Annotated in this window: 16 protein-coding genes; 5 read left to right on the top strand and 11 right to left on the bottom strand. The window is 66.3% G+C overall.

Annotation, left to right across the window (positions count from 1 at the left end):
- Positions 1-944: 944 nt before the first annotated feature.
- Positions 945-1,841: an FkbM family methyltransferase gene (locus PV789_RS14045; RefSeq protein ID WP_274977852.1), complete on the bottom strand. Its 897-nt coding sequence runs from the start codon at positions 1,839-1,841 to the stop codon at positions 945-947.
- Between the two features lie 24 nt (positions 1,842-1,865).
- On the opposite strand from PV789_RS14045, the gene PV789_RS14040 reads away from it, so the two are divergent.
- Positions 1,866-2,387, top strand: coding sequence for a P-loop nucleotide/nucleoside kinase family protein (locus PV789_RS14040; RefSeq protein ID WP_231391609.1), 522 nt, complete (start codon positions 1,866-1,868; stop codon positions 2,385-2,387).
- On the opposite strand, the gene PV789_RS14035 is transcribed toward PV789_RS14040, so the two are convergent.
- The 6 genes from PV789_RS14035 to PV789_RS14010 form a co-directional block, all read right to left on the bottom strand.
- Positions 2,341-3,234, bottom strand: coding sequence for a glycosyltransferase family protein (locus tag PV789_RS14035; RefSeq protein ID WP_274977851.1), 894 nt, complete (start codon positions 3,232-3,234; stop codon positions 2,341-2,343). The two genes, PV789_RS14040 and PV789_RS14035, sit on opposite strands and share 47 nt — an antisense overlap.
- Positions 3,219-4,436, bottom strand: a complete 1,218-nt coding sequence (locus tag PV789_RS14030; RefSeq protein WP_274977850.1) for a glycosyltransferase family protein — start codon at positions 4,434-4,436, stop codon at positions 3,219-3,221. Before PV789_RS14030 ends, PV789_RS14035 begins: the two co-directional genes overlap by 16 nt.
- A complete protein-coding gene (locus tag PV789_RS14025) occupies positions 4,433-5,131 on the bottom strand; it encodes a hypothetical protein (protein ID WP_274977849.1) in 699 nt (232 codons plus the stop codon). Before PV789_RS14025 ends, PV789_RS14030 begins: the two co-directional genes overlap by 4 nt.
- Complete coding sequence (locus tag PV789_RS14020; RefSeq protein ID WP_248771576.1) at positions 5,128-6,285, bottom strand: glycosyltransferase; 1,158 nt, start codon at positions 6,283-6,285, stop codon at positions 5,128-5,130. Before PV789_RS14020 ends, PV789_RS14025 begins: the two co-directional genes overlap by 4 nt.
- A 32-nt stretch (positions 6,286-6,317) precedes the next feature.
- The gene (locus PV789_RS14015; RefSeq protein ID WP_081643050.1) at positions 6,318-6,530 is read right to left on the bottom strand and encodes a BldC family transcriptional regulator; all 213 of its coding nucleotides are present in this window, start codon (positions 6,528-6,530) and stop codon (positions 6,318-6,320) included.
- A 285-nt stretch (positions 6,531-6,815) separates the two neighbouring features.
- Positions 6,816-7,280 (bottom strand): ATP-binding protein, encoded by a 465-nt coding sequence (locus tag PV789_RS14010; RefSeq protein WP_274977848.1) that lies wholly within the window; start codon positions 7,278-7,280, stop codon positions 6,816-6,818.
- A gap of 330 nt (positions 7,281-7,610) precedes the next feature.
- Between PV789_RS14010 and PV789_RS14005 the strand changes: the two genes are divergently transcribed.
- The 3 genes from PV789_RS14005 to PV789_RS13995 all read left to right on the top strand — a co-directional run bounded on the left by PV789_RS14005 (position 7,611) and on the right by PV789_RS13995 (position 9,976).
- Positions 7,611-8,483 carry a helix-turn-helix domain-containing protein gene (locus tag PV789_RS14005; protein WP_274977847.1) on the top strand — a complete coding sequence of 291 codons (873 nt, stop codon included), beginning with the start codon at positions 7,611-7,613 and terminating at the stop codon, positions 8,481-8,483.
- Positions 8,483-8,668: a DUF397 domain-containing protein gene (locus PV789_RS14000; RefSeq protein ID WP_274977846.1), complete on the top strand. Its 186-nt coding sequence runs from the start codon at positions 8,483-8,485 to the stop codon at positions 8,666-8,668. The genes PV789_RS14005 and PV789_RS14000 overlap by 1 nt, the downstream gene beginning before the upstream one ends.
- A gap of 576 nt (positions 8,669-9,244) precedes the next feature.
- Entirely contained in the window at positions 9,245-9,976 is a 732-nt protein-coding gene (locus PV789_RS13995) for a hypothetical protein (RefSeq protein ID WP_274977845.1), read from the top strand.
- Between the two features lie 605 nt (positions 9,977-10,581).
- On the opposite strand, the gene PV789_RS13990 is transcribed toward PV789_RS13995, so the two are convergent.
- The gene (locus PV789_RS13990) at positions 10,582-13,476 is read right to left on the bottom strand and encodes a class I SAM-dependent DNA methyltransferase (RefSeq protein ID WP_274978136.1); all 2,895 of its coding nucleotides are present in this window, start codon (positions 13,474-13,476) and stop codon (positions 10,582-10,584) included.
- 109 nt (positions 13,477-13,585) lie between these two features.
- Positions 13,586-13,783, bottom strand: a complete 198-nt coding sequence (locus tag PV789_RS13985; protein WP_157756110.1) for a hypothetical protein — start codon at positions 13,781-13,783, stop codon at positions 13,586-13,588.
- Positions 13,784-13,914: 131 nt separating this feature from the next.
- Between PV789_RS13985 and PV789_RS13980 the strand changes: the two genes are divergently transcribed.
- On the top strand, positions 13,915-14,070 hold the full coding sequence (locus PV789_RS13980; protein WP_274977844.1) for a hypothetical protein: 156 nt from the start codon (positions 13,915-13,917) through the stop codon (positions 14,068-14,070).
- Between the two features lie 832 nt (positions 14,071-14,902).
- Here the strand turns inward: PV789_RS13980 and PV789_RS13975 are convergent.
- Positions 14,903-16,177, bottom strand: coding sequence for an FG-GAP repeat domain-containing protein (locus tag PV789_RS13975; RefSeq protein WP_274977843.1), 1,275 nt, complete (start codon positions 16,175-16,177; stop codon positions 14,903-14,905).
- A gap of 700 nt (positions 16,178-16,877) precedes the next feature.
- Positions 16,878-20,078 (bottom strand): RHS repeat-associated core domain-containing protein, encoded by a 3,201-nt coding sequence (locus tag PV789_RS13970; protein WP_274977842.1) that lies wholly within the window; start codon positions 20,076-20,078, stop codon positions 16,878-16,880.
- Positions 20,079-20,378: the final 300 nt, after the last annotated feature.

Raw genomic sequence — 20,378 nt, 5'->3', positions numbered from 1 at the left:
TCTCCGCCACGTGAGGGCCGGGGCGTCACCGACCCGTGATCACAGTCAGCGCCGCCCCGGAGTGGGTTCTTTCTTCTCAGGTGGTGATCGCCTGCCAGCGCCGCACCAGATCGGCCAGCTCAGCGAACTCACCCTTGCCACCGCCCCCAGAGCCGGAAGGTGGTGACGTCGCCGGGCCTCGGCCACCCGCTGTTTCCCTGCCTCGGTTCCCCTGCACGCCTCCCCTGTTGTGGGCACGGACGACGCGGTCCTCGTGCCGAGCAAGATAGGGGCGTACCCCACGCACCCCTTCGTCGTCCTCACACCACCCACGTGGTCCCGTGTACGGGGTCCGCTGCGGCGGCACCCTCACCGGAGCCTCCCTCGGCTGTTCCTCTCCGGGCCGGGGCCGAGGAACATTCGCGCTCCCCTTGGCCGCAGCCCGCACCGAGACCGGTTCACGGTCTCCCCGCACACGCCGCGAGGGCAGCGTTGGGCGGACCTCGGCCGCCAGTCGTGTACTCGGACCGGTGGGGCCGCAGAACAGCGCGGCGAGCACCACCCCGAGAACCCAGCGCACCTGTTCGCCCCAACCCTGACGGCGCCTGCGGTGCCGCCCGCTATGCTTCTCCACGGTTTCCTCCTGCTGTACTCAGGTGGGAATCACGCCCCGGGCCGGTGTTCGCAGCACCGGCTCGGGGCACCCTTTTCTCTCGTCAGCGACCCCGCGAACGAGGCCGGTTCTTCCTGTGCGGCCATGGGTGAGTGTCAATGGCCCCGAGGTCATACGCCCTCGAAACTGCGCTTCTCACCCACTCTGCACAATTAGTCACAAAACACCCCAAAGCCCAGCGAATAGGTGCCCTTTTCGCTGAGGGTGGTCGATGTTCCCTTGGCTGGGCGAGAACCTTCAACCCCACCGATCGAAATAGTCACCGTGTTCTACTGGGCAGCTACGTTCCTGTTCAGAGGTAGTCCGCGTCGACCCGGGAGAACACCAGGTCGCTCATCTCTGCGACCGGTTTCTCCCACCTCTGCGGCGGGATGGGCCTCCTGATCGCGGTGGGATAGGTAGTCGCGTCGTACTCGTTGGCGATGCGGTAGGTGTGAAAGCCTGCTTCCCTCAGCGGTCCAATCACGGCGCACGGGTCGAGTCCCTGCTTCGCCAGAGCTCGCGGAGTGATCTCGATGATCAGTTCGGCGTCGGACCGCAGCGTTCCGAGCGCGGGCAGGAGGCTCCGCACCGCTGCGACTTCGGCCCCCTCGACGTCGATCTTGATCAGCCGTGCGTTCCGGACCTCGGCAGGGTCGAGGATTCCCGTGAGCGGCGCGGCACTGGTATGGAAGGATTCGTGCACGACACGCGGCCGGACCGTGGAAGTGCCGCCGAGGTTGCCTGGGTCGGCCAAGAACATCTCCACACATCCGGGTTCCGCCGCGACGGCCTGGGCGACGGTTCGGATGTTGCGCGCACCGTTGAGCAGGATGGTCGCCCGCAGGTGCTGGTGAAAGCGCGGAACGGGTTCGATCGCGACGACGTACCCGGTGGGACCGACGAGGTGGGAGGCGAGCATCGTGTAGTAGCCGATGTTCGCGCCCGCGTCCACGAAGGTGTGACCGGGTTTGAGGCGGCGGGTGATCCACGCGGTCAGGTGGGGTTCCCAGGTGCCGAAGATGTAGAGGTAGCGCTGGATGATGTCGCTGGTGGTGACGGGGAACCGGCCTCTGAAGCGTGCCTGGGCGAGGGCGGTGACGGGCCTGTGCGTGAGTTCGTGGTCCAGCCACCGGATAGCTCGCGGGGAAACGACTTCGGGCGTGTGTCGGACCGTTGTTCGTAGGGTTGCTCGGGTGAAGCGGTGCATCGGCTGCTCCGGGAGGGAGGACGTGTGGGACGGGTCCCTGTGGTGTTCCTGCTGGTCGGCTTGACCGGATCGGGAAAGACCACCTACGCGCGGACCGTGCTGGAGCCGCGCGGTGTGGTGCGGTTGTCGGTGGACGAGGAGGTCCACCGGCGGCACGGCCGGTACGGGGTGGACTATCCGGAGTGGGAGTACTTCGAGCGCCAGGCCCCGGTCGTGGAGTGGGTGCGCGAGCGTCTGGTCTCACTGGTGGCCGAGGGACGTGACGTGGTGGTGGACCACGGTCTGTGGCGGTGTGCTGAGCGGGCCGAGTGGAAGAAGCTGGTGGAGTCGGCGGGGGCGCGGTGGAGGTTGCTGTACTTCCCCGTGGAACAGGAGGAGTTGCTGCGGCGGTTGTCGGAGCGCAACCGCCGCCAGGACGCCAACGCGTTGACGGTCACGCCGGAGGCGCTGGCGGACTTCGTGGCCAGGTTCGACCCGCCGGAGGGTGAGGGCGAGGAGGTCATCGCTCCGGGTTCGTTTCCGCGTGGGCCGGCCGCCACCGGGTGAGGATCCGGTGGGCTTCGCCCTGCCAGCCGGGCGGGGTGCGGTCGAGGGTGACGGGACGGAATCGGAGCACGGGGTCGGCGGTATCGATCCGCCCGCCGTTCTGACCCAGGTGTTCCAGGAGTCGGGCGGCCTCGTGGCGGACGGCCGGGCTGGTCTCGGTCCAGGCGCCGGAGGCGAAGCGGTCGATCCGGCGCCGAAGGTCGGCGTCGATTCCGTGCCGCCATTTGAAGTGGTGGACCACCGCGACCGGTCCGTGGGCGGGGTGGTGGCCAGGAGCGCGGTGGTTGCCCGAGGAGACGGTGACGCCGGAGCGGGCCAGGACGATCTTGCGGGGGTCCGCCAGCAGTAGGCGGTGGGTGAGCCAGCCGCCCAGGGGGTAGGCGGCATCCAACCGTGCTCGCGGGCCCTCTCCCGTGGTCTCTGCTTCGGGCGGGCGCCATCCGTTCAGGTGTCCGGTGCGGGTGACGCGGTCGAGCATCAGACCGCGCACCACCGTGTGTCCCGCGGTTTTCGCTGCTGTCACGGTGTCGTCGAGGCTGGTGGCGAAGGTGTGGAACTCGTCGCTGTCGGCGATCAGGTGCCACTCGGCGTCGGCGTGGGCCCGAAGGCGATCGCGCAGGTTGGCGTTCGTGGTCTCGTGCCAGGGTCCGTGCTCGACCAGTACCGGGGTGACGCCCAGGCGGTCGAGCGTCTCCCGCAGGCGCTGTTCGCTTCCCTGCGGTGCGTGCTCGGGCAGGTGGAGTGCGAGGTGGAAGTCGCGGACTCCGAGCGTCCGGTAGTGGTCGACCCAGGCGTGGAGCAGGTGTGTCTCGACGGGTCCGATGACGGCGATCAGCGATGGGGGCATGACTGTTCCTCCTCGGTGGCCAGGCTCTGGAGAAGCCCGAGCATCCGGGCCGGTGTACGCAGCCCGAGGTCCTCAGCCGCTGTCGGCGGAGGTGTCAACGGCGGGTGCGTCGCGGCCTCATCGATGGCGTGGGCGAGCGCGACGGGGTCTTGGGGCGGGACGACGGTGGCCCAGGTCCGGACGCGCCCGGTCAGGTCGGGGTCGTGGTCGGAGAGCAGGAGCGGGACGCCGAAGCGGGCGCAGTCCGCGACCAGCCCGGACTCCTTGCCCACTCCTGGGCACCGGATGACGGCGGTGAAGCCGCTGGCGGCGTAGACCTGCCGGATGTCCGCGGGGTTCAGTGGGCCGGGTAGCGCGCGGAGGTCGACGCCGGGTGCTCTGGCCATACGGTCGAGCAGGTCCGGATCGGTGGGGCTGCCCGCGACGAGGACGTGAAGGGGCTGGGTGAGGTGTTCCAGAGCGGTGGTCACGGTCGCCATGTCCTTGTGCGGCCACCATCCGCCCACCAGGCACAGGACGGCTTCCCTCTCCGGCAGATCGAGGGCCTGTCGTGCGCGGGTGCGTTCGCTCGGGCTGATGCGCTCGTCGGGGTTGGCGAGGGCGAAGGGGTGGACCGCGGTCCTGAGCGCGGGGAAGCGTTCGCGTACCTCGTCCTCCACGGACCGCGTCGGGCACAGGGCGAGGACCCGCCTGGGCGGGACGAGGCGTCCGAGTGCCCGCACGATGCGGTCCTCGGTGGTGTTGACCTCGTGGACCACGCGCAGGTGCGGTGTCCGGGACAACGCGCGGGCCAGGCCGTGGAGGGCCTCGCTGGCGGTAAGGATGACGGCGGTCTCGGGGGTGCGGCCCAGCAGGTGACGTGCGGTGTGCAGGGAGGCGGCTTCGGTCAGGCATCGGGCGACCAGGGTGACCTGGTGCGGGAGTCGCCGGTGTGGCAGCAGGTGCCGTGCCCTCGCGGCGGAGCGCTGCGCGCCCTTCCCCAGGGCGAGGAGAAGGCGGGCTTTGACGCCCTCCGGTCGTGTGGCCACTCGGACGCCGTGCTCTTGGAGCAGGGTGTGTACGTGGGCTGGCATTCCGTTGAGAGTGATCACCGCGACCTGGTGGCCTGCGGTGGCGGCGGCACGGGCGAGGTGGGTGAGGGCGTGCTGCCAGTGCCCCGCGTGTTCGGTGGCCGGTTCGACCAGCGCCACGGCCCGCCTCACGACCGCTCCTGGGCACAGGCCGCGTCGAACCGGGCGCGCAGCCATACAGGATCGTTCAGACGCTGCCAGGCGGGGGCGTCGTCGGGTGTGCTGCGGGCGAAGGCGGTGCCGTCGCGCGCACCGCGTTGGACCCAACGGGTGAAGCGGCCTCCGGCCGGGGCGGACCAGGCGCTGAGTTGCTCGCGCGTGGTGTCGGTGTCGGCCCCGTACTCGCAGCCGCGGGTGAGCATCGCGACCTCCCGGAAGGCGGCCTTCCAGGCGTGGTAGGGGCTCTGGTCGAAACGGGTGGTGCCCGCCACCTGGTCGAGGAACTCCACCCGCCCGGGGAGGGCGGCGAGGACGTCGACGGCCTCGCCCAGGTGGCGGAGGGCGTCACGGCTGATGAGCTTCATCCCGCCGTAGCCGTAGGCGCGGCCGGTGACCGGGTTGGCGGCCTTCCACACCCGCATGGCCACGTCCTCGCCCAGGGCATCGGGTTCGAGGGTGAAGGTGGTGTGGATGTGGAAGTCTCCGTCAGCGAGGAGGAAGGCGTCAGTGTCGACCAGTTCGGCGGCGAGCCGGTAGGCGCGGCGCATGCCGACCACGCCGTGCAGGCGTTTGACCGGGCGCTCCAGGACACGTTCCAGGCGGGTGTGCAGGTCGTTGGCGAGGGGTTCGTCGAAGGAGAGCATCACCGCGTCGGGGCGGGGGTTCACGCGATCGCCTCCAGGTAGCGGGCGGCCACGTGCTCGGGGGCGAGGTGGCGGGTGGAGTCGTGGGCGTGGCGGCTGTGGGCGGACCAGAAAGCGGGGTCCTGGACCAGGCGGTCGGCGAGCTTGACGGCTCCGTCGAGGTCGTGGGGGTCGAAGAGCAGGTCCTGGTGGACGGCCTCGGCCATCCACGCCATCCGGGGCGCGATGACGGGAACGCCCATGGCGTGCAGGTCGATGATCGACATGGACCAGGTACAGCCGGGGCGCAGGGGTGCGAACCCGAGGGTGCTCTCGGCGAGGAAGGAGCGGTAGCGTTCGCGGTCGCCGCCATCGGTGCAGACGGTGACTCCGGGGGTCGCGGAGAGTCGGGCGAGGGCGTGTTCGGGGCTGGGGTCCAGGGCGATGCGGCTGGGGTCGCGGCGGCCGAAGAGGTCCATGACGCGGAGGGCGAGGCCGTTGGCAGTGACCCGCTGGGCGATGTCGACGAAGTGGCCGGTGCCGTAGTGGCGGTAGAGCCGGTGGTTGTACAGACCTGTCGGGTGCTCGGGAGCGGTGGCGTCGGAGCGGACCAGGCGGGGATCGCGGGGAGGCGGCACGATGTGGACCCGGTCGTCGACGCCGGCCCGGTAGGTGGCTGAGGCCTGGAGGACCCAGTCCCGGGCGGTGCGGGAGTGGACGAGGAGTCGGTCGCAGGCGGCCAGGCCGCTGGCGAAGGCCAGACGGAGGGGGACTTCGAGGCCGCCGTCGCTGAGGGAGGCGTCCTTGACCAGGTGCCCGTGTTCGTCGACGGAGAAGGGCAGGTAGTGGCAGTAGCCGACGACCTGGGCGTCGATGCCCGCGTCGAGCATCGCGGTGCGGACAGCGGGGGCGGCCTCGATCTGGTTGACCACGACGGTGTCCGGGCGGGTGGCGCGCAGGAGCTGGGCGAGGTAGCCGACGTCGTGGGTGAGGCGCACGCGGTACTTGCTGGTGGCCGCGGGTGGGGGCACCATGTGGCGGACGCGGGTGTCGGTGACCGGGATGGGGCACACCAGCGTGACGTCGTATCCGGCGTCGGTGAGTGCCGGGGTGAGGATGTCGGCGTAGATCCACCCGGAGTCGGCGCTGAGCCGGGAGGCGTTGGAGACGTTGAGCAGGTAGAGCATGGACCTGGACATGAGGGTGCTTTCTTCGTCGTCGGGGGTGAGGGTCAGCGGGTGAGGGAGGTGCTCGCGACCAGTAATGCGTCCACCTCGTGCTTGAGGAAGCGGCGATGGCCACCAGGGGTTCGGAAGCTGGTGATCCGGCCTTCCTTGGCCCACCGGGAGACGGTTCTGGCGTCCACGCGGAAGGTCTGGGCGACCTCTCCTGGCGTGAGTACGCGGAGGGTTCGGAGAGCGGGTGTCGTCGGTCCAGGGGGCAGAGGCAACAGGGGTTCCTCTCTGAAGGTCGTGAGGCGCACGGGGGTACGGCCTGTACGGCTGGTCCTCGTGTTCCTCGGTGGAAAGCCTTAAGGTGCCGGTCAGGGTGTGTGGTGTTACCGCCGGGGGTGAGTGCGATCAGCGGGCACGCGTGCTCGGGGCCGTGGAAGCGGGCGTAGAGGGCTCGTCGGCACGGTGGCCGGGCGGTGGTCCGCCCGCGCTGAAGGGCGCGGGCGGTTTCGTCGTGCTCGGGGCCGTGGCGAAGGTCCCAGTCCGCGGCGCGGCTGCTATCGCGTGGGCGGGAGGTGGCGGTCGAAGATCCCCCACACAGTGACGGGGCCTCCGGCGCAGCCGTCCCACTCCCAGTACAGGGCGAGTTCGGCCAGGCGTTGTAGCCCGCTCCTCTGCCGTTCGGGGCGCCCTTCGGCGGAAGGGGCCTCGGTGGGAACGGGGAAGGTCAACGGTGTTCCCGGACGGGGTCCGTCGTCGGTCACCGCCAGCTTGAAGGAGAAGGGCTGTTTCTCCAGCCTGATCCGCACGGTCCCGCCCGGCAGGCCGGAGGCGGTGTGCGTCAAGGCGTTGCGGTGGAGGATTGTCACAGCCTCGAGCAGCCGTTTGCGCTGGCTCGCGGGCGAGCCGCAGCGCGGGAACAGCCAGCGGGCGGCCGTGCGGATGTGGCGCGGTTCGTGTCCGAACTCGGCGATCCACGTGTTGGGGTCGGCGCAGCGAATGCGGCGAGGCAGCCGCGGCAAGGCGTCGGAAGGGCTGGGGGCGTTACCCCGGCTTGTCCCGAGCTGGGTACTCTCCTGCATGTTGTCACCTGGAGTGTCGAGAACGCGTGGGTGAGGCCGTGTCCCGGGGCTGCTGTAACAGTCGCCGGGACTTTCTCGTCTGAGGTGGCCTGCGAGCCTCGCCTTCTCTCGATGCGCCACGGCCCTCTGGCCACATGTATGGCACGCGGGCGCAGCGGTATCGGGTGCGAGCTGGGAAGCTCGGTCCACCTTGACTCTTCAAGCATGACTAGGGATTCCCAAATGTCAAGGGGAATCCATGATCCCACTGGGAAGGCTAGGATCAGTGTCATGAGACGGATACCGCGCACCCACAGTCCCAGCGTGCGTCGACGGCGGTTGTCCGCCGAGCTGCGCCGCCTACGCTCCCAGCACAAGCTGACGTTGGAGCAGGCCGCGCAGAGCACCCGCATCCCGAAGAGCCGCCTGGGCCGGATCGAGACCAGCGACCTGAAGACCGTCAAGGCCACTGATCTGGACGCCCTGCTGGACCTGTACGAGATCACCGACGCGGGAACCCGCGAAGCCATGCACTCCTTGGCGCGTGAGGCGGGAGAGCGGGGCTGGTGGTCGCGGTACCGCGACGTGTTCGGCACACATGCGCTCCCGGACTTCGAGACGGAAGCCTCGGTGATCCGCACCTACGAATGCCAGGTCGTGCCCGGGCTGCTGCAGACACCGCGCTACGCGGACGCGCTCGCCCGGGGCACCGCGGCCTTGGACGACGCCGAGATCAAGCGGCACGTGGACGCTCGGATGGAACGGCAACAGATCCTGACCCGGTTCTATCCACCGGAGTACTACGCGGTCGTCGACGAGGCCGCTCTGCGCCGCCAACCCCAGGACCTCGACATCATACGAGAGCAGCTCGAGCACCTGGTGGAGGTGTCGACCCGGCCGAACATCCACATCCACGTCCTGCCGTTCAGCGCGGGACTGCACGCCGCGACGCTGGGAAGCTTCGTCATCATGGACTTCCCCGAACCCCTGGACCCTTCGATCGGGTTCGCCGAGACTCCCACGGATAGTCTGTTCGTAGAGACCGATCCTGAGCTGGCACGGTATAACGCGACATGGCACGCGGTACACAACGCGGCGTCCACTCCAGCTCAGTCACGTGAGTTCCTCCAGGGTGTCCTGGCGGCGTTAGAGAGCGAACATTGATGCAGAACCTGTCATGGCGCAAGTCCTCCTACAGCGGAGGTGGAGGCCAGAACTGCGTCGAGGTGGCGGAGCTACCGACCGGTTCCGCCGTCCGCGACTCCCAGCACCCCGACGACGCGCAGCTGGCCTTCCCCTCTCCCGAGTGGAGCACCTTCCTCCGCCAGGTGAAGAATCAAGGCCGCTGACCCTCCTGCATCACGTCGGCCCCCGGAACACCCACCGGGGGCCGACGTGTGTCCAGCTCGTCGCAAGAGCGTTCCAGGGCAGGTGACGGGAGGCGATCCCGGCACACGCCACAACCTCCACCACACCCGGCACAAGACAGGTGTAGCCCCGAACGGCCCTCCACAGCAGTGTCCGTTGCCGGGGTAGTGTCAACGCGTCGGGGCCATGCGGGATCAGCACAGGGCCGGCGGGCTTGCGAAGCCTCATCTCGAAGTAGAGCACGCACCGGGGTGCGACAGTCACCGTCGCGGGAACATGCGCCTGACGGCTGGCCGCTGCCGAACCCCGCCGCCACCCCGCCCACCGCTGCGCTGTCTTTTGGCTACGCGCGGGCTGGGACATGTGGCGGCTTCGAGTGCGCGCTGACCGACAGAGTCCTGCCGACCGAGCTGGGGGGTGCTGCGCTGACCTATGAAGACTTGCGCCATGGTCGCGAACGTCTCCTTCGAACCGGAGATGGTCGACACACGCACCGCGTAACCGGGCCGGTCGGCACCGGGTCCTCCGCAGCCGTGCCCATGGCCTTCCATATGGGTGTGCTCTACGAATACGACGCGATCACGCAGCTCCACGGCCTCTACGCGTGCGAACCGATCAACACTCCGGTGCGCATACGCACCGCCTGGAGGGTGTCGGTCGGTACCCGGAGGCAGTGTCCCTATAATTTCCCCATGATCCATGATTCAATTCCGTGGCGAGAAGAGCTGATTCGTGTTGCAGATCGTCTTGAGAAGCGGAAGACACAGCGCCGATGGACCGGTCGGACAGGTTTTCTTATAGAGCGAGACATCATGACCAGCGCATACGCCATGCGCAAGCTGCACGAGGCACGCAGGATATCTGATCAGATTTCAGCGAGGATGCTCAAGGTCAAGCGGTTCGAATTAATAGGCAAAGTTCTCGATCATTACCGCTCGGAGTTCTGGGAATCCTTTGATCTTGAGAAACCGACTGAGACACAGGTTGGCGTCACCTTCCTCTGCAACCAGATCATCCACAGCTTCGTTTGGGCCATCTCCGCAACGGAGGACGAGGAGCTCTTTGACGGCATATTCGTCTCCTCAGACCGCGAGCGTCGTAGGTTTCTCTACTTCGTCCATGTCGATCTGCTCGTGAAGTTATTCCGAGAGATTGGCGAAGAAGAAATCGTGGAAACCAGGATGTCTGCCGACGAGAACGGTGAGCGTTACATCTCACAGGTCATCTCGGCCACAGATTACACAAACGGGATCCGAGTGCCCCGACCCGACAGACCTCCCCACTCATGACACACCATCCCGCCGACGGCCACCGAAACCACATCGCCTATTACTTTAGCAATGGGGACGTCGATGTCATTTCTCCGCCTCGGCCGCAAGGCTGGTTTTGTTCATAAGCAATGAGAACGAGCCTCGATCACGGTCGGGAACGCCTCCGAGATGCCCTTGGGTGTGTCGATGGTTTCGGGGAACACCACGTCATGGGGGTTCGGTGTGGTGTGCCGATCCGTAGATGACACCAGCCCTCGCACGTGGTGGTCGGGGGTGCTGCGCAGCGATCCTGCCCAGACAGTCAGACGGAACGCGCAGCGCACCTTCACGCGTGTGCCGCTACCAATTCCTCGGGGGGATATCCTCACGCTCCGAGTCTGGGCGTTCCCCAAACCCATCGACATCAGCCGATGCGAACGACGACAAACCGTTTCCCGAAACGGTCGTGAAACGTTCCGTGTTCTCATCGACATAGCTACCAGTCCCTCGACCTCGCTTGACAGGTCCTCCCCGTACGCGTCATTGACCGGCTCGCCCATCGACGGTCGACTGTGCACCGTCTTGCAACTCCCAAGCAACTCTTGGCTACTGAGGCGGTACGTCTATGAAGCTGAGCCGTGGGTTCATGACGAACTCCATTCACGCAGCGCCTGAGAAACGGAGTCGCTCTCCAACTCGTGGCCTCGATCAAGACTCTTCAGAAGAGCAGTGGAACCCTTCAAGCGATCGGGGTAAAACAGCTCAGGTGCCAGGCACGAAGAGCAGTCGCGCAAGAGACAGAACGGTGACATCGGGAGGGGCGCATCCTGCGGCGTGGTGAGGTAAAGACGGTCATCTGCTAGAGGGTATGCCGTGTCGAATACAACCGTTTCGAAGTCGGGGTGGTCCCCCATCAGTTCCAGGCCAGATACACGGAATTTTCCAGAATCGGGTAGCCATTGAAGGTGGTCCGTATGAACCCACCGGGTGTGGGCGAGGAAGGCGCACCCTGACAGGCTGCTAAGCATTATCGGTTCGATGAGCGCAAGGCTCTTTTCTAGTTCTGCCCTAGTCCGGGGGGCTGCACCGTGCCGAATCTTGTTGCGAAGCTTAACCATTTGGTCGATGTCGGCGACCAAACCCTTTCCGCCCTTCTTCCTAGCCATTGCCTTGACTAGGCCTGCGGCAGGTTCGCCGTGCTGCCGGGCATCCTCAGCTACTGCCTTGACCACCGCCACCCAGTGGCCAAGGGAGACACCACCCTGTTCAACGGACTGACTCCACTGCACGATGGCAGGGAGACCCTGACGGCCGCGTTCGGAGGCCAGCGCAAGCGCCATAATACCGAGGGAGAGGATCAATGACTCGGCGCACTGGATCGCTGCCTCGTGCTTCTCTGCCACGGAGAGAGAGTGGCGGAACTTGCGGACCGCGCGGGCTACAGCGTAGGGGTATGACTCCTGGAACAGTTTGTAGGGTTCGTTGTGTCGGCGCAGGTTCTGGGCGGTCAATGAACTGATCGCAGCGGCATCGTCGAGACGCCCTCTCCGGGCTGAGCTTGATCCACTTTCAAAAATCCGGATTCGAGCCTGCCGGAGTTCGTCTTGGATGTGCGCGGCTTCCCGTTCGCCTTCTTCGAGCATGGCAAGAGAGGCGCGGATCTCTGATGGGTCGCCGTCACACTTAGGGACCCAGATATCGGCCATCTCGCGTGCTTTGATGCGCGGGATCGTTCCGTACTTGGGAAGCTGCTGCTCGGCCAGCGGACTGGACAGGAATGCGATCACGTATTCGAGGGGAAGGACCTCCTGGGTAAGCCGGACAACGATCAGGCCCTGTCCGGGCTGTACGCCGTTGTACTGGCTCGGCACAGGCGTCCAGTGACGCGTGCCAGCCAGATCTCGTCCGACAATGTCGCCCTGTCGCAACCGGTGCTGAGGCTCGCGCTCATTTGCTCGCACAGGCAGATCAGCCACATCCGGCAGCGTACTGGTCAACAGGGTCGGTGTCAGGACTCGCCTCCGTCCATCCGTGTCAGTCGCGTCCGGTTCCTTGTCCAGGTCGGAACTACGCACGGACCCGGAAAAGATCTGAGCGAAGTCTCCAAAGCGAATGCCTTCCTGAGCCGCGCGCTGCATCTCATGCATCTGACGGAAACGCTCCAGCGTCAAGTTGAAGTCTTCCGCGGCGATTTCCGCTCTGGCGACGCAAAAGCTCTGCTCTGACCAGGCACGCCGACGCTCGCTACTGTGCCGCAGCCGCCAACGTCGCATGAGATCTGGAAGGTTGTTGCGCATGTGATCGGCTACGTCGAGCGCACTGTCGGGAGTCAGCCCGAGTTTGTCCTCCGCAAGCAGCGGCGCACGCCGATCGTCCAGACTCCAGCCGTCCGCTTTGAGGTCGTAGAACCAGACACTGTCTGTCTGACCCGCGTCTTTGACGAAGAACAGAATCGCGGCCGCCACTCCCGCATATGGCTTGAGGACGCCGCTAGGCAGCTTTACCACAGCCTCCAGCCCATGTTCGTCCACTAGCATTCGGCGCAGTGCGGTGTGAGCAGCAGTCGAGCCAAACAGCAGCCCGGCGGGAACGATCACGGCCGCGCGCCCCTTTGGTTTCAACAGCCGCAGAATAAAGGCGATGTGAAGAATCTCGGACTTCTTTGTCCGGACCATCTCCAGAAGCTCGGAGGCAACGTATTCGTCGTCGATACTCCCAGCTAGTGGGGGTTTGGCCAGGACTACCGAGTAGCGCTCGCCCTCCACTCCGGCCCCCATCGCGAGATTGTCCCGGTAACGCAAATCGGCACCCTCAAAGCCCTGAAGCGCCAACCGCATACTGGTCAACCGCAACATGGTCGTGTCGAAGTCAAATCCGTGGAGCCTGCCGCTCACTTCCGCTGCGCTCTGCTGTGTGGTGTCCGAGCAGGACCGGTGCACAGACTGCCCCGCAGCAGTCAGTAGACCACCCACACCGCACATCGGGTCGCACACCTCGTCATCGGTGCCAGGCTCAGTCATCGCCACCATCAGCGCCGTTAGATGGGGAGGCGTACGGAAGGCGCCGAAGGCACCGGCAGTGGCGACCCTGGCGAGCAGATGTTCGTACAAGTTGGCTGAGTCGGTGTCACTCGCCGAGAGCACCTCCTCGATCAGGCCGACGGCTTTGGCCAGAAGACTGGGGTTCGGGATGCTGATGCGAGCATCCCTGACGTGTTGCGAATAGGTCAGCCCATTGAACACGTGACTGCGTAGCCACGGGAACACCTCATCGGTCATCGACGTGAACATGCGTTGAGGCGTCAGGTGGATCAGATGGGACCAACGAAGATGCTGCTCATCCTGAGCGAAGATCGGTTTTCTCTCTAGTGTTTCCGACGCCACTGCCTGCTGGTCCCAGCGATCCTGCACTCGGTCCAGTTCGCGTAGGTACAGGAGGTGGGAGATCTGTTCCACGATCTCCAACGGATTGGATATCCCTGCTGCCCAGAAGGCGTCGAACAGTCGAGAGGTGGTGGTACGCATGAGGCCGTCGTTCATCACGCACCAAAGACTATCTATCCAAGCTGTACACGGCCTAGTAGTTGTTGCAGACCCGGTGTGATGGGGTGGCGTGCCCCGAGTCCACGATCCCCTTTGAGGAACGGGCTCACCGCGTCGGCCGAATCGTGCACGCCATCAGCGGCCCCGGCTTGACCACCGCCGTCGCCGACGTCTCGACCGAGATCACCTTGAACAGGCAGAGCCCGGAGACCTGACCGAACGTGCCGCACAGGCGACCGCTCTCAGCCGTGTCGGAGCCTCCCCTGTGCAGGTCGAAGCAGCCCTCCACATCCTGCACTCCCATCCTCTCGACTGTGAGGAGTTGTTTACCGCGGTGGACGCGTCTCCTCCGCCGCGGTGGCAGCGGTGTACTGACCGTGGGCCGCGGCCGAGGTCGCTGCGCAGGCATGCGGGCTTCCCGCGAGCCAGGTCGTGGTGGTCTCTGACGACATCAGCTCTCTTCCCTACGAGACCCCGACGTTCGTGCTGAACCTGCTGGAAGCCGGAGTCTCCCCCTACGAGGTGGTGACCGGCCTCGTCCAGGAGGCGATGGTGATCGCCGAAGGCTCATGCCCGACCCCGCAGACCTGATTGAGCGCATCACCGGCATGGAGGAGCCCGTGCAACTACACGAGAGCGCCCCGGAGGCGGTGGAGTCGCTACTGGCTTCGATGCGCATCACCGCGCTGGGACTGATGTGGCCCGCACCGGACCTGTTGAAGGACCTGCTGTTCGACATCGACGGCTGCGCCGCCCCGTTCCACCCCGACGAGCTCGACAAGCATGAGGCCCCATCAAACCGCCTGCAACGGATCCCGAAGAAGACGGGACCGGCTGGGACACCTTCACCGAGAAGGTGGTCGAGCGGTTCATCAGCCTGGTCCGCGACGAGGCCCCCAACGACCGCGAGCGGCTTCTCTGACGTAGAGCCAGCGATCTTGCAAGAATCTCGCGAGGTGCCATCGGACGTTCGCCAGGCTTGCGTGCTCCGTTCGTGCTCCGCAGTTCCGTACTGACACGACACAGGGCGGCATCACGCGGCCCAAGACGGCACAGCGGATCGGATGGGGTGGCATGAAACGGTACGTAGCATCCCGACACGGTACGTAGCCAGCGAACTTCTAATCCGATGGTCGCAGGTTCGAATCCTGCCGGGTGCGCCACAAAACCCCAGTTCAGACGGGGCGCGCGAGTCGAACAGACGAGGCGCCCGGTCTGGATCGGGGCCTGAAATGCTCCATGTGTGCTCCTCAGTGCAAGGTCCAGTACAGGTGGACGCCCACCTCTCGGAGCACTTTGCCGTCCCGTGACCTTGGTGACCCTGGGCGGGGACGTGTTCGCGTACCCCCGGCCTACCTCGAGCAGCGCGGTGGGCCGGTCCCCTGTTCGGGACCACGGCCCACCACGCATCGATGATGAGCACCTACCGGGACAGCCCCCGGCCGAACTCGGCGTCGGTTCCGTCCAGACCCAGGGTGGCGCCGCCGAAGGTCAGCGAGCCCTGTCCGGTGAGACCGTCGGCGGTGGCGTAGAGCAACGTGACGGCGCCGTTGCCGGTGTTCTCCCCCGGCACCCCGGCCACCAGGTCCAGGTGCCCGTCACCGTTGACGTCGATCAGGGTCACCTCCGCACCCATCTCGTCCCCGGCCTCGGACGCTCCCGCCACGGCGTCGGAGTCCTGCGTGAGGGACTGCTCACGTCCGTCCAACCAGTCAGGGCCGCCGTAGAGCACGTCCACCCCGCCCGCATCGGCCCCGCCATCGGCTGCCTCCACGGTGACATCACCCAACACGATGTCGGCGTAGCCGTCACCGTCGATGTCGCCCACCGCGACCGAATCCGAGCCCAACCCCTCGTCCAGTTCGGCGCCCTGGCTGGTCAAGCCTTCAGCCGAGCCTGCCAGGACCCGGGCGGCATGGCCGCCGCCGGGTGCGGCTACCACATCGGCGTAGCCGTCCGCGTTGACGTCTCCGGCTGCGATCACCGAGGTGGAGTTGTCCAGTGCGAAAGGCTCGTTGAGCGGTCGGGTGGTCAGGCCGTTGGCCGAACCCGCGAACACCGACACGTCCCCCGCCGGGTCCTCGCCTTGGCGGGAGCTGGAGACCACCAGGTCCAGGTGACCGTCGCCGTCGATGTCGTCGGCCTCCAATGCCTGGACGGTGTCGCCGGGTCTGGGGGTGGCCTGGAACGCGCTGACCGAGGGATCGTCGGCCTCGCTCAGGTCGGCGCGACCCGACAGGACCACGACGTGGTCCCGGGCGCTGATGGCCACGTCGGCGTAGCCGTCACCGTCGAGGTCACCAACCGCCAGAGCATGACCGAAACCGGTGTCACCCCGCTCCTGACGGGGCGAGTGCAAACCGATCGCGGTCTCAGAAACCCCGTCCGCAGAGCCGAAGACGACCTGCACCAGACCGGCGTCGGTGTGCTCCTCCACGTCCTCGTCCGGTGCGGCCACGATCAGGTCGGCGTAGCCATCCCCGTCCACGTCGGCCGAGCGCACCACCTCACCGAACCGGTCCCCCGCTTCTGGAGTACCGGGGACACCGGCCGAAGACTGGTCGACCTGCGAGCCCGAGCCGGTGTCCAGACCACCCGACCCGCCGGGGGCCACCGCGACGTAGCCGCCGCGCACACCGTTGCCACCGACCCCTTCGGGGGCGCCGACGAGCAGATCCGCGTAACCGTCACCGTCCACATCGTTGGGGAGAGCGGTGCCGGCGTGAGCGACACCAACCGACAGAGGAATCACCAGTGCGACGCAGGAGACCATCGCAGCAGCTCTACGGCTACACAGGGGGATTTGACGCATCACGTTCCTTTTTCTTGACACGGCCCAGGAAAATTATTTTGGGGCCACGAAAGTCAGAAATAACACAACACCGACAACCACAGCTCCACCGCGCCGCTTATGCGCCCTAGTAGGCTCTGCATATCGTGCTCGTCATCAGCTTTCAGTGTGGGAAACGGACTGGTAGCGAGCACCGTCATCACGCGACCGGGCCTTGATTGCTCTTGTTGTACGCGCACCTTCGTTCGCCCTGGCAGTGAGCACCCAGCTCTTCCCATCGGAAGTCCAGTCGACTTTCGATATTAATGTGACGGCATTTCACTCAGTCCCCTCATCCTCGCGCCCGCCGGGTTCGGGGGTTCGGGATTTTCTGGCAAACCAGCCCAAAAGCAGGCTGACAGCACTCACACCGGCAATGATCACCCAAGCCCGAAACATGTGGAGCCAGGAGAACTCTCCGATGGCCAGCAGGAACAGCGCCAATCCGAGGCTCGCGACAGTCCACGATATTACGACGAGATACGTTCGTTTCAAAATACCCCGATCAAACCAGGGAGGGCGGCAGGAAGACAATGTCCCGCCGCCACCCCATGCAATTCATGTTGCACTACTGAGTCGTGGCGTAGATCCCTCCAAGTCCACTCAGGGTTCCGAGTAGGGCGTAATCGCGAATCTGGGACTGGCTGCCACCACCGATCGCGGCCCCCGCGGCTCCACCTGCGGCACCCCATCCAGCCGCAGTCACTCCAGCAGCCAATGCGCACACCGCGAATGCCACGGTCACGCACCCCGCGCTCACCACCGCCACCGCAGCGCCACCGGCAAGGACCGAACCGACAGTTCCACCGACATCCGCAGCAGTGATAAGTCCACTGGGGTCGGTGTTGTTGATGGGATCGCCCATGCCGTAGGCGTAGTTGTTCATCTCCTGCCGGGAGGGATCAGGCTGGGTGAAGTTGAGCGTGAAGGTGTTCAAGAAGCGGTGGGACAGGTGCACGGTCCCGTCCTGGAACTGGTATGCGCCGGTGTAACCGAAAGGGTTCAATTCCCCCGCCCTGGTTCCGTCCAGGATGTCAGAGGACTGTTCACCGTAGGGGCTGTACGCATAGACCGCGTCCGGGGACTCGGCATCGGAGCCTTCTGCGGTCAGCGCCAACACGGTGTTCTGGTGGTCGAGGGTGTAGTGGAACCGCTCATCACCGTCCCAGGCCACCATAGAAATCAGTTCACCGTCGGGGTCGCGCACGAAGCTGGTGCGCTCGCCCTCCGCAGCGATGTTGGTGACGCCCAGCGCGGTGTTGGACAACTGCCGCTCCACCCGGGTGCCCTCGTGCACGTCGGTGACACCGCGCATCTGGCTCTGGCCAGTGGTGTCGTAGCTCAACGACGAGGCCAGCTCGCCGTCACCGTCATCGGAGCGCAGCGTCTGGTTGGTCACCGAGTACTCATAGACGTACTCACCCCGGGAAGTCATGTTCCCGGCCGCGTCGTGACCCACCTCCAGGCCGCGGGCGTCGGTGACCTGGTCGGCGTCGTTGTAGACGAAGTCCTCGTCCCCGGCGCTGAGCAGGTTGCCGACGTCGTCATAGGCGTAGTCGGTCTGGCCGTTGCTGGTCAGGCGGTCCAGTCCGTCGTAGGTGAACTCCTCGGTCTGGCCGTCGATGGTGCGGGACTGCAACTGGTCGCTGTCATCGCCCTCGCTGGTCGTCCAGGAATAGGAGGCCTCCAACAACGTCTGCTCGGCCGCGCCGGTGGTGGTGATACCGGTCAGGCGCCCCGACTCGTCGTAGGTGCGCTCCTCGACCGCCCCGTCGGGGTGGGTGATGTCGGTGCGCTGGTTGTTCTCGTCGTGGTCGAAGGTGGTCTCGGCACCGGTGTGATCGACCAGCGAGGTGAGCCGGAACGCGTCGTCGTAGGTGTAGGTCGTGGTCTTGCCGTGCTCGGTGAACGCGGTCAGGTTCCCCGCTGTGTCATAGCCGTAGGAGGTGGTCTCGCTGCCGCTGGAGTCGGTGCGCACGCTTTCGAGCAGGCCGCCGCGGTCGTCGTAGGCGAACTCCACACTGACCTGGTCGGTGTGCGTGGCTGTCTGGCGGCCGTTGCCGTCGTATTCGATGGCCTGCAACACCTGTCCGTCGTGGGAGACGGACACGACCCGGTCCAAGCGGTCGTAGCCGTACTCCAGCCTGACCCCGTTGCCGTCGGTGACCGAGGTGACCCGGGACAGCGAGTCGTAGGTGTAGGACGTCTCGCCCAGGGGGCCCGGCTCGGACATGCCGGTCATGTTGCCGACGTCGTCGTAGGAGTAGGTGGTGCGGTTGCCGCGCGCGTCGGTGGCCGAGGAGACGGTGCCGTTGTGGTGGTGGTTCATCGCGGCGACCGTGATGTCCTCGGCCTCGGAGCGGGCCCGCACCATGTTCCCGGCCTCGTCGTAGGTGAAGGAGAGCTCGTTGCCGTCCGGGCCGGTGAAGGAGGTGGGCTTGGCCGGGTTGACCGGGTCTGCGTAGCCGACCGAGGTCGAGGCGCCGGTGGGCAGTTCGGTGCCGATGAGGTTGTTGGCGTCGTCGTAGTCGTAGGTGACCGAGGCCTGGAGGGCGTCGGTGGTGGTGGCGATGTCGGAGTTGGCCGTCCACTCCTGGGAGCGGGTGTTGCCGACCTGGTCGGTGGCCGAGGTCTGGCGGCCCTGGTCGTCGAACTCCAGGGTGGACTCGCCGCCGTTCGGGTCGGTGACCGTGGTCTGGCCGTCACCGTGGTCGTAGGACCACCTCGCGCCGCCGTCCTCCGTGGGTTCGGTGAAGGAGGTCACCCGCCCCTGGGCGTCGTAGGACAGCTCCCAGGTGGCGCCCTCGGCGTCGGTGATCTCGGTGAGGTAGCCGCCGGTGTAGCCGAAGGCGATCTCGTTGCCGGCCCGGTCGGTCAGGCTGCTGGGGTGGCGGGTGGAGTCGTTGGCGTAGGTGTAGGCCACCGCGGTCTCACCGGTGGGGTCGGTGACCTGGGTGGGCCGGTGCTCGTCCCAGGACAGGGAGGTGGTGCGCCCCTGGGAGTCGTGCACGGCGGCCAGGTCACCATTGGTGGTGTAGCGGAAGTTGTTGGTGTTGCCGTTGCGGTCGGCGTGGGTGATGGCCCACCCGTTGGCGTCGAAGTGCCAGACCTCGTCGGCGAACTCACCGCGGGTGTAGGTCAGCGCGTAGTGGCCGTTGGACAGCTCGGTCAGGGTGGCGTTCAGTCCGGACGGGGCGTCGAACTCACCGTCCTCGTTCTCCGTGAACTCGTCGCACGATCCGGTGGGGCCGTGGAAGGCCACCCGGTCGGACTCGAACTTCAACCCGATGTCGCGCCCGTAGGACAGCTTCCACTGGGTGTTGAGGTCACGGGAGTTGTAGACGCTGTTGAGTGTCATGTGCACACCGGTGCCGCGGATGGTCATGTCGCGGTGGCGGAGGACGGCGTTGCCGCTGTCCAGGTTGATGTCCACGTCCAGGCGGTCGCTGATCTGGTGGCGTTCCATCGGATACCACGAGGCCAGCCCCAGGTTCTCCCCGCCCGAGGCGCAGGACCAGTCCGGGCTGCGCTGGCTCTCGGCCCCGCCGTCGTCGGTTCCGGGCGGGGACCAGGGTTCGTTGGGGGGTTCTCCGCCCACGGGTTCGGTGTTGGCCTCGCCCGGCTCCCAGGTGTCGGGGACGGGGACGGTGCGGTCGGCGGGTGAGTGGGGGTCGGTGTCAGCGAGCGCCGGGGGTGCGGACAGCAGTCCCAGCATGAGGGTGGAGGCGGCCGTCGCGGCCGTCAGGGACCAGGGGATGTGCTTTCTCACGAGGGGGATCGCTCCCAGGGGTTGGGATGTGCACAGGGAACACCCGGACATGACCCTGGTCTGAGGGTCCGTCTCCGGGTGGCTCAGGCACCCGGTACGTTACGGAACCCCGACGCGAGAGCACCATGAGCCCAGGGTGAAGAGTGTGACCCTGGGTGAGAGGGACCTTCGGGAAGTTTGACCACGGGCGCAACGGAGAGTGACCGCGTTCGCGCAGGTGAGGGCGAACGCCCGAGGAAACACGGCGTTGCGTGCGCCGGACGGCGTCCCCGCGACCCGCTGGGCTCGGTGGCCGGAACC

Source organism: Nocardiopsis camelliae (genome assembly GCF_028993595.1).
Taxonomy (GTDB): domain Bacteria; phylum Actinomycetota; class Actinomycetes; order Streptosporangiales; family Streptosporangiaceae; genus Nocardiopsis; species Nocardiopsis dassonvillei.
Note: the sequence above shows the minus strand (reverse complement) of the source record. Positions and strands in the feature narration are given on the sequence as shown.

Excerpts from the sequence above, each read along its gene's own strand:
- PV789_RS14045 (WP_274977852.1), bottom strand. The coding sequence starts at position 1,841 with ATGCACCGCTTCACCCGAGCAACCCTACGAACAACGGTCCGACACACG.
- PV789_RS14035 (WP_274977851.1), bottom strand. The coding sequence starts at position 3,234 with ATGCCCCCATCGCTGATCGCCGTCATCGGACCCGTCGAGACACACCTG.
- PV789_RS14020 (WP_248771576.1), bottom strand. The coding sequence starts at position 6,285 with ATGTCCAGGTCCATGCTCTACCTGCTCAACGTCTCCAACGCCTCCCGG.
- PV789_RS14005 (WP_274977847.1), top strand. The coding sequence starts at position 7,611 with ATGAGACGGATACCGCGCACCCACAGTCCCAGCGTGCGTCGACGGCGG.
- PV789_RS14000 (WP_274977846.1), top strand. The coding sequence starts at position 8,483 with ATGCAGAACCTGTCATGGCGCAAGTCCTCCTACAGCGGAGGTGGAGGC.
- PV789_RS13990 (WP_274978136.1), bottom strand. The coding sequence starts at position 13,476 with ATGAACGACGGCCTCATGCGTACCACCACCTCTCGACTGTTCGACGCC.
- PV789_RS13985 (WP_157756110.1), bottom strand. The coding sequence starts at position 13,783 with ATGGGAGTGCAGGATGTGGAGGGCTGCTTCGACCTGCACAGGGGAGGC.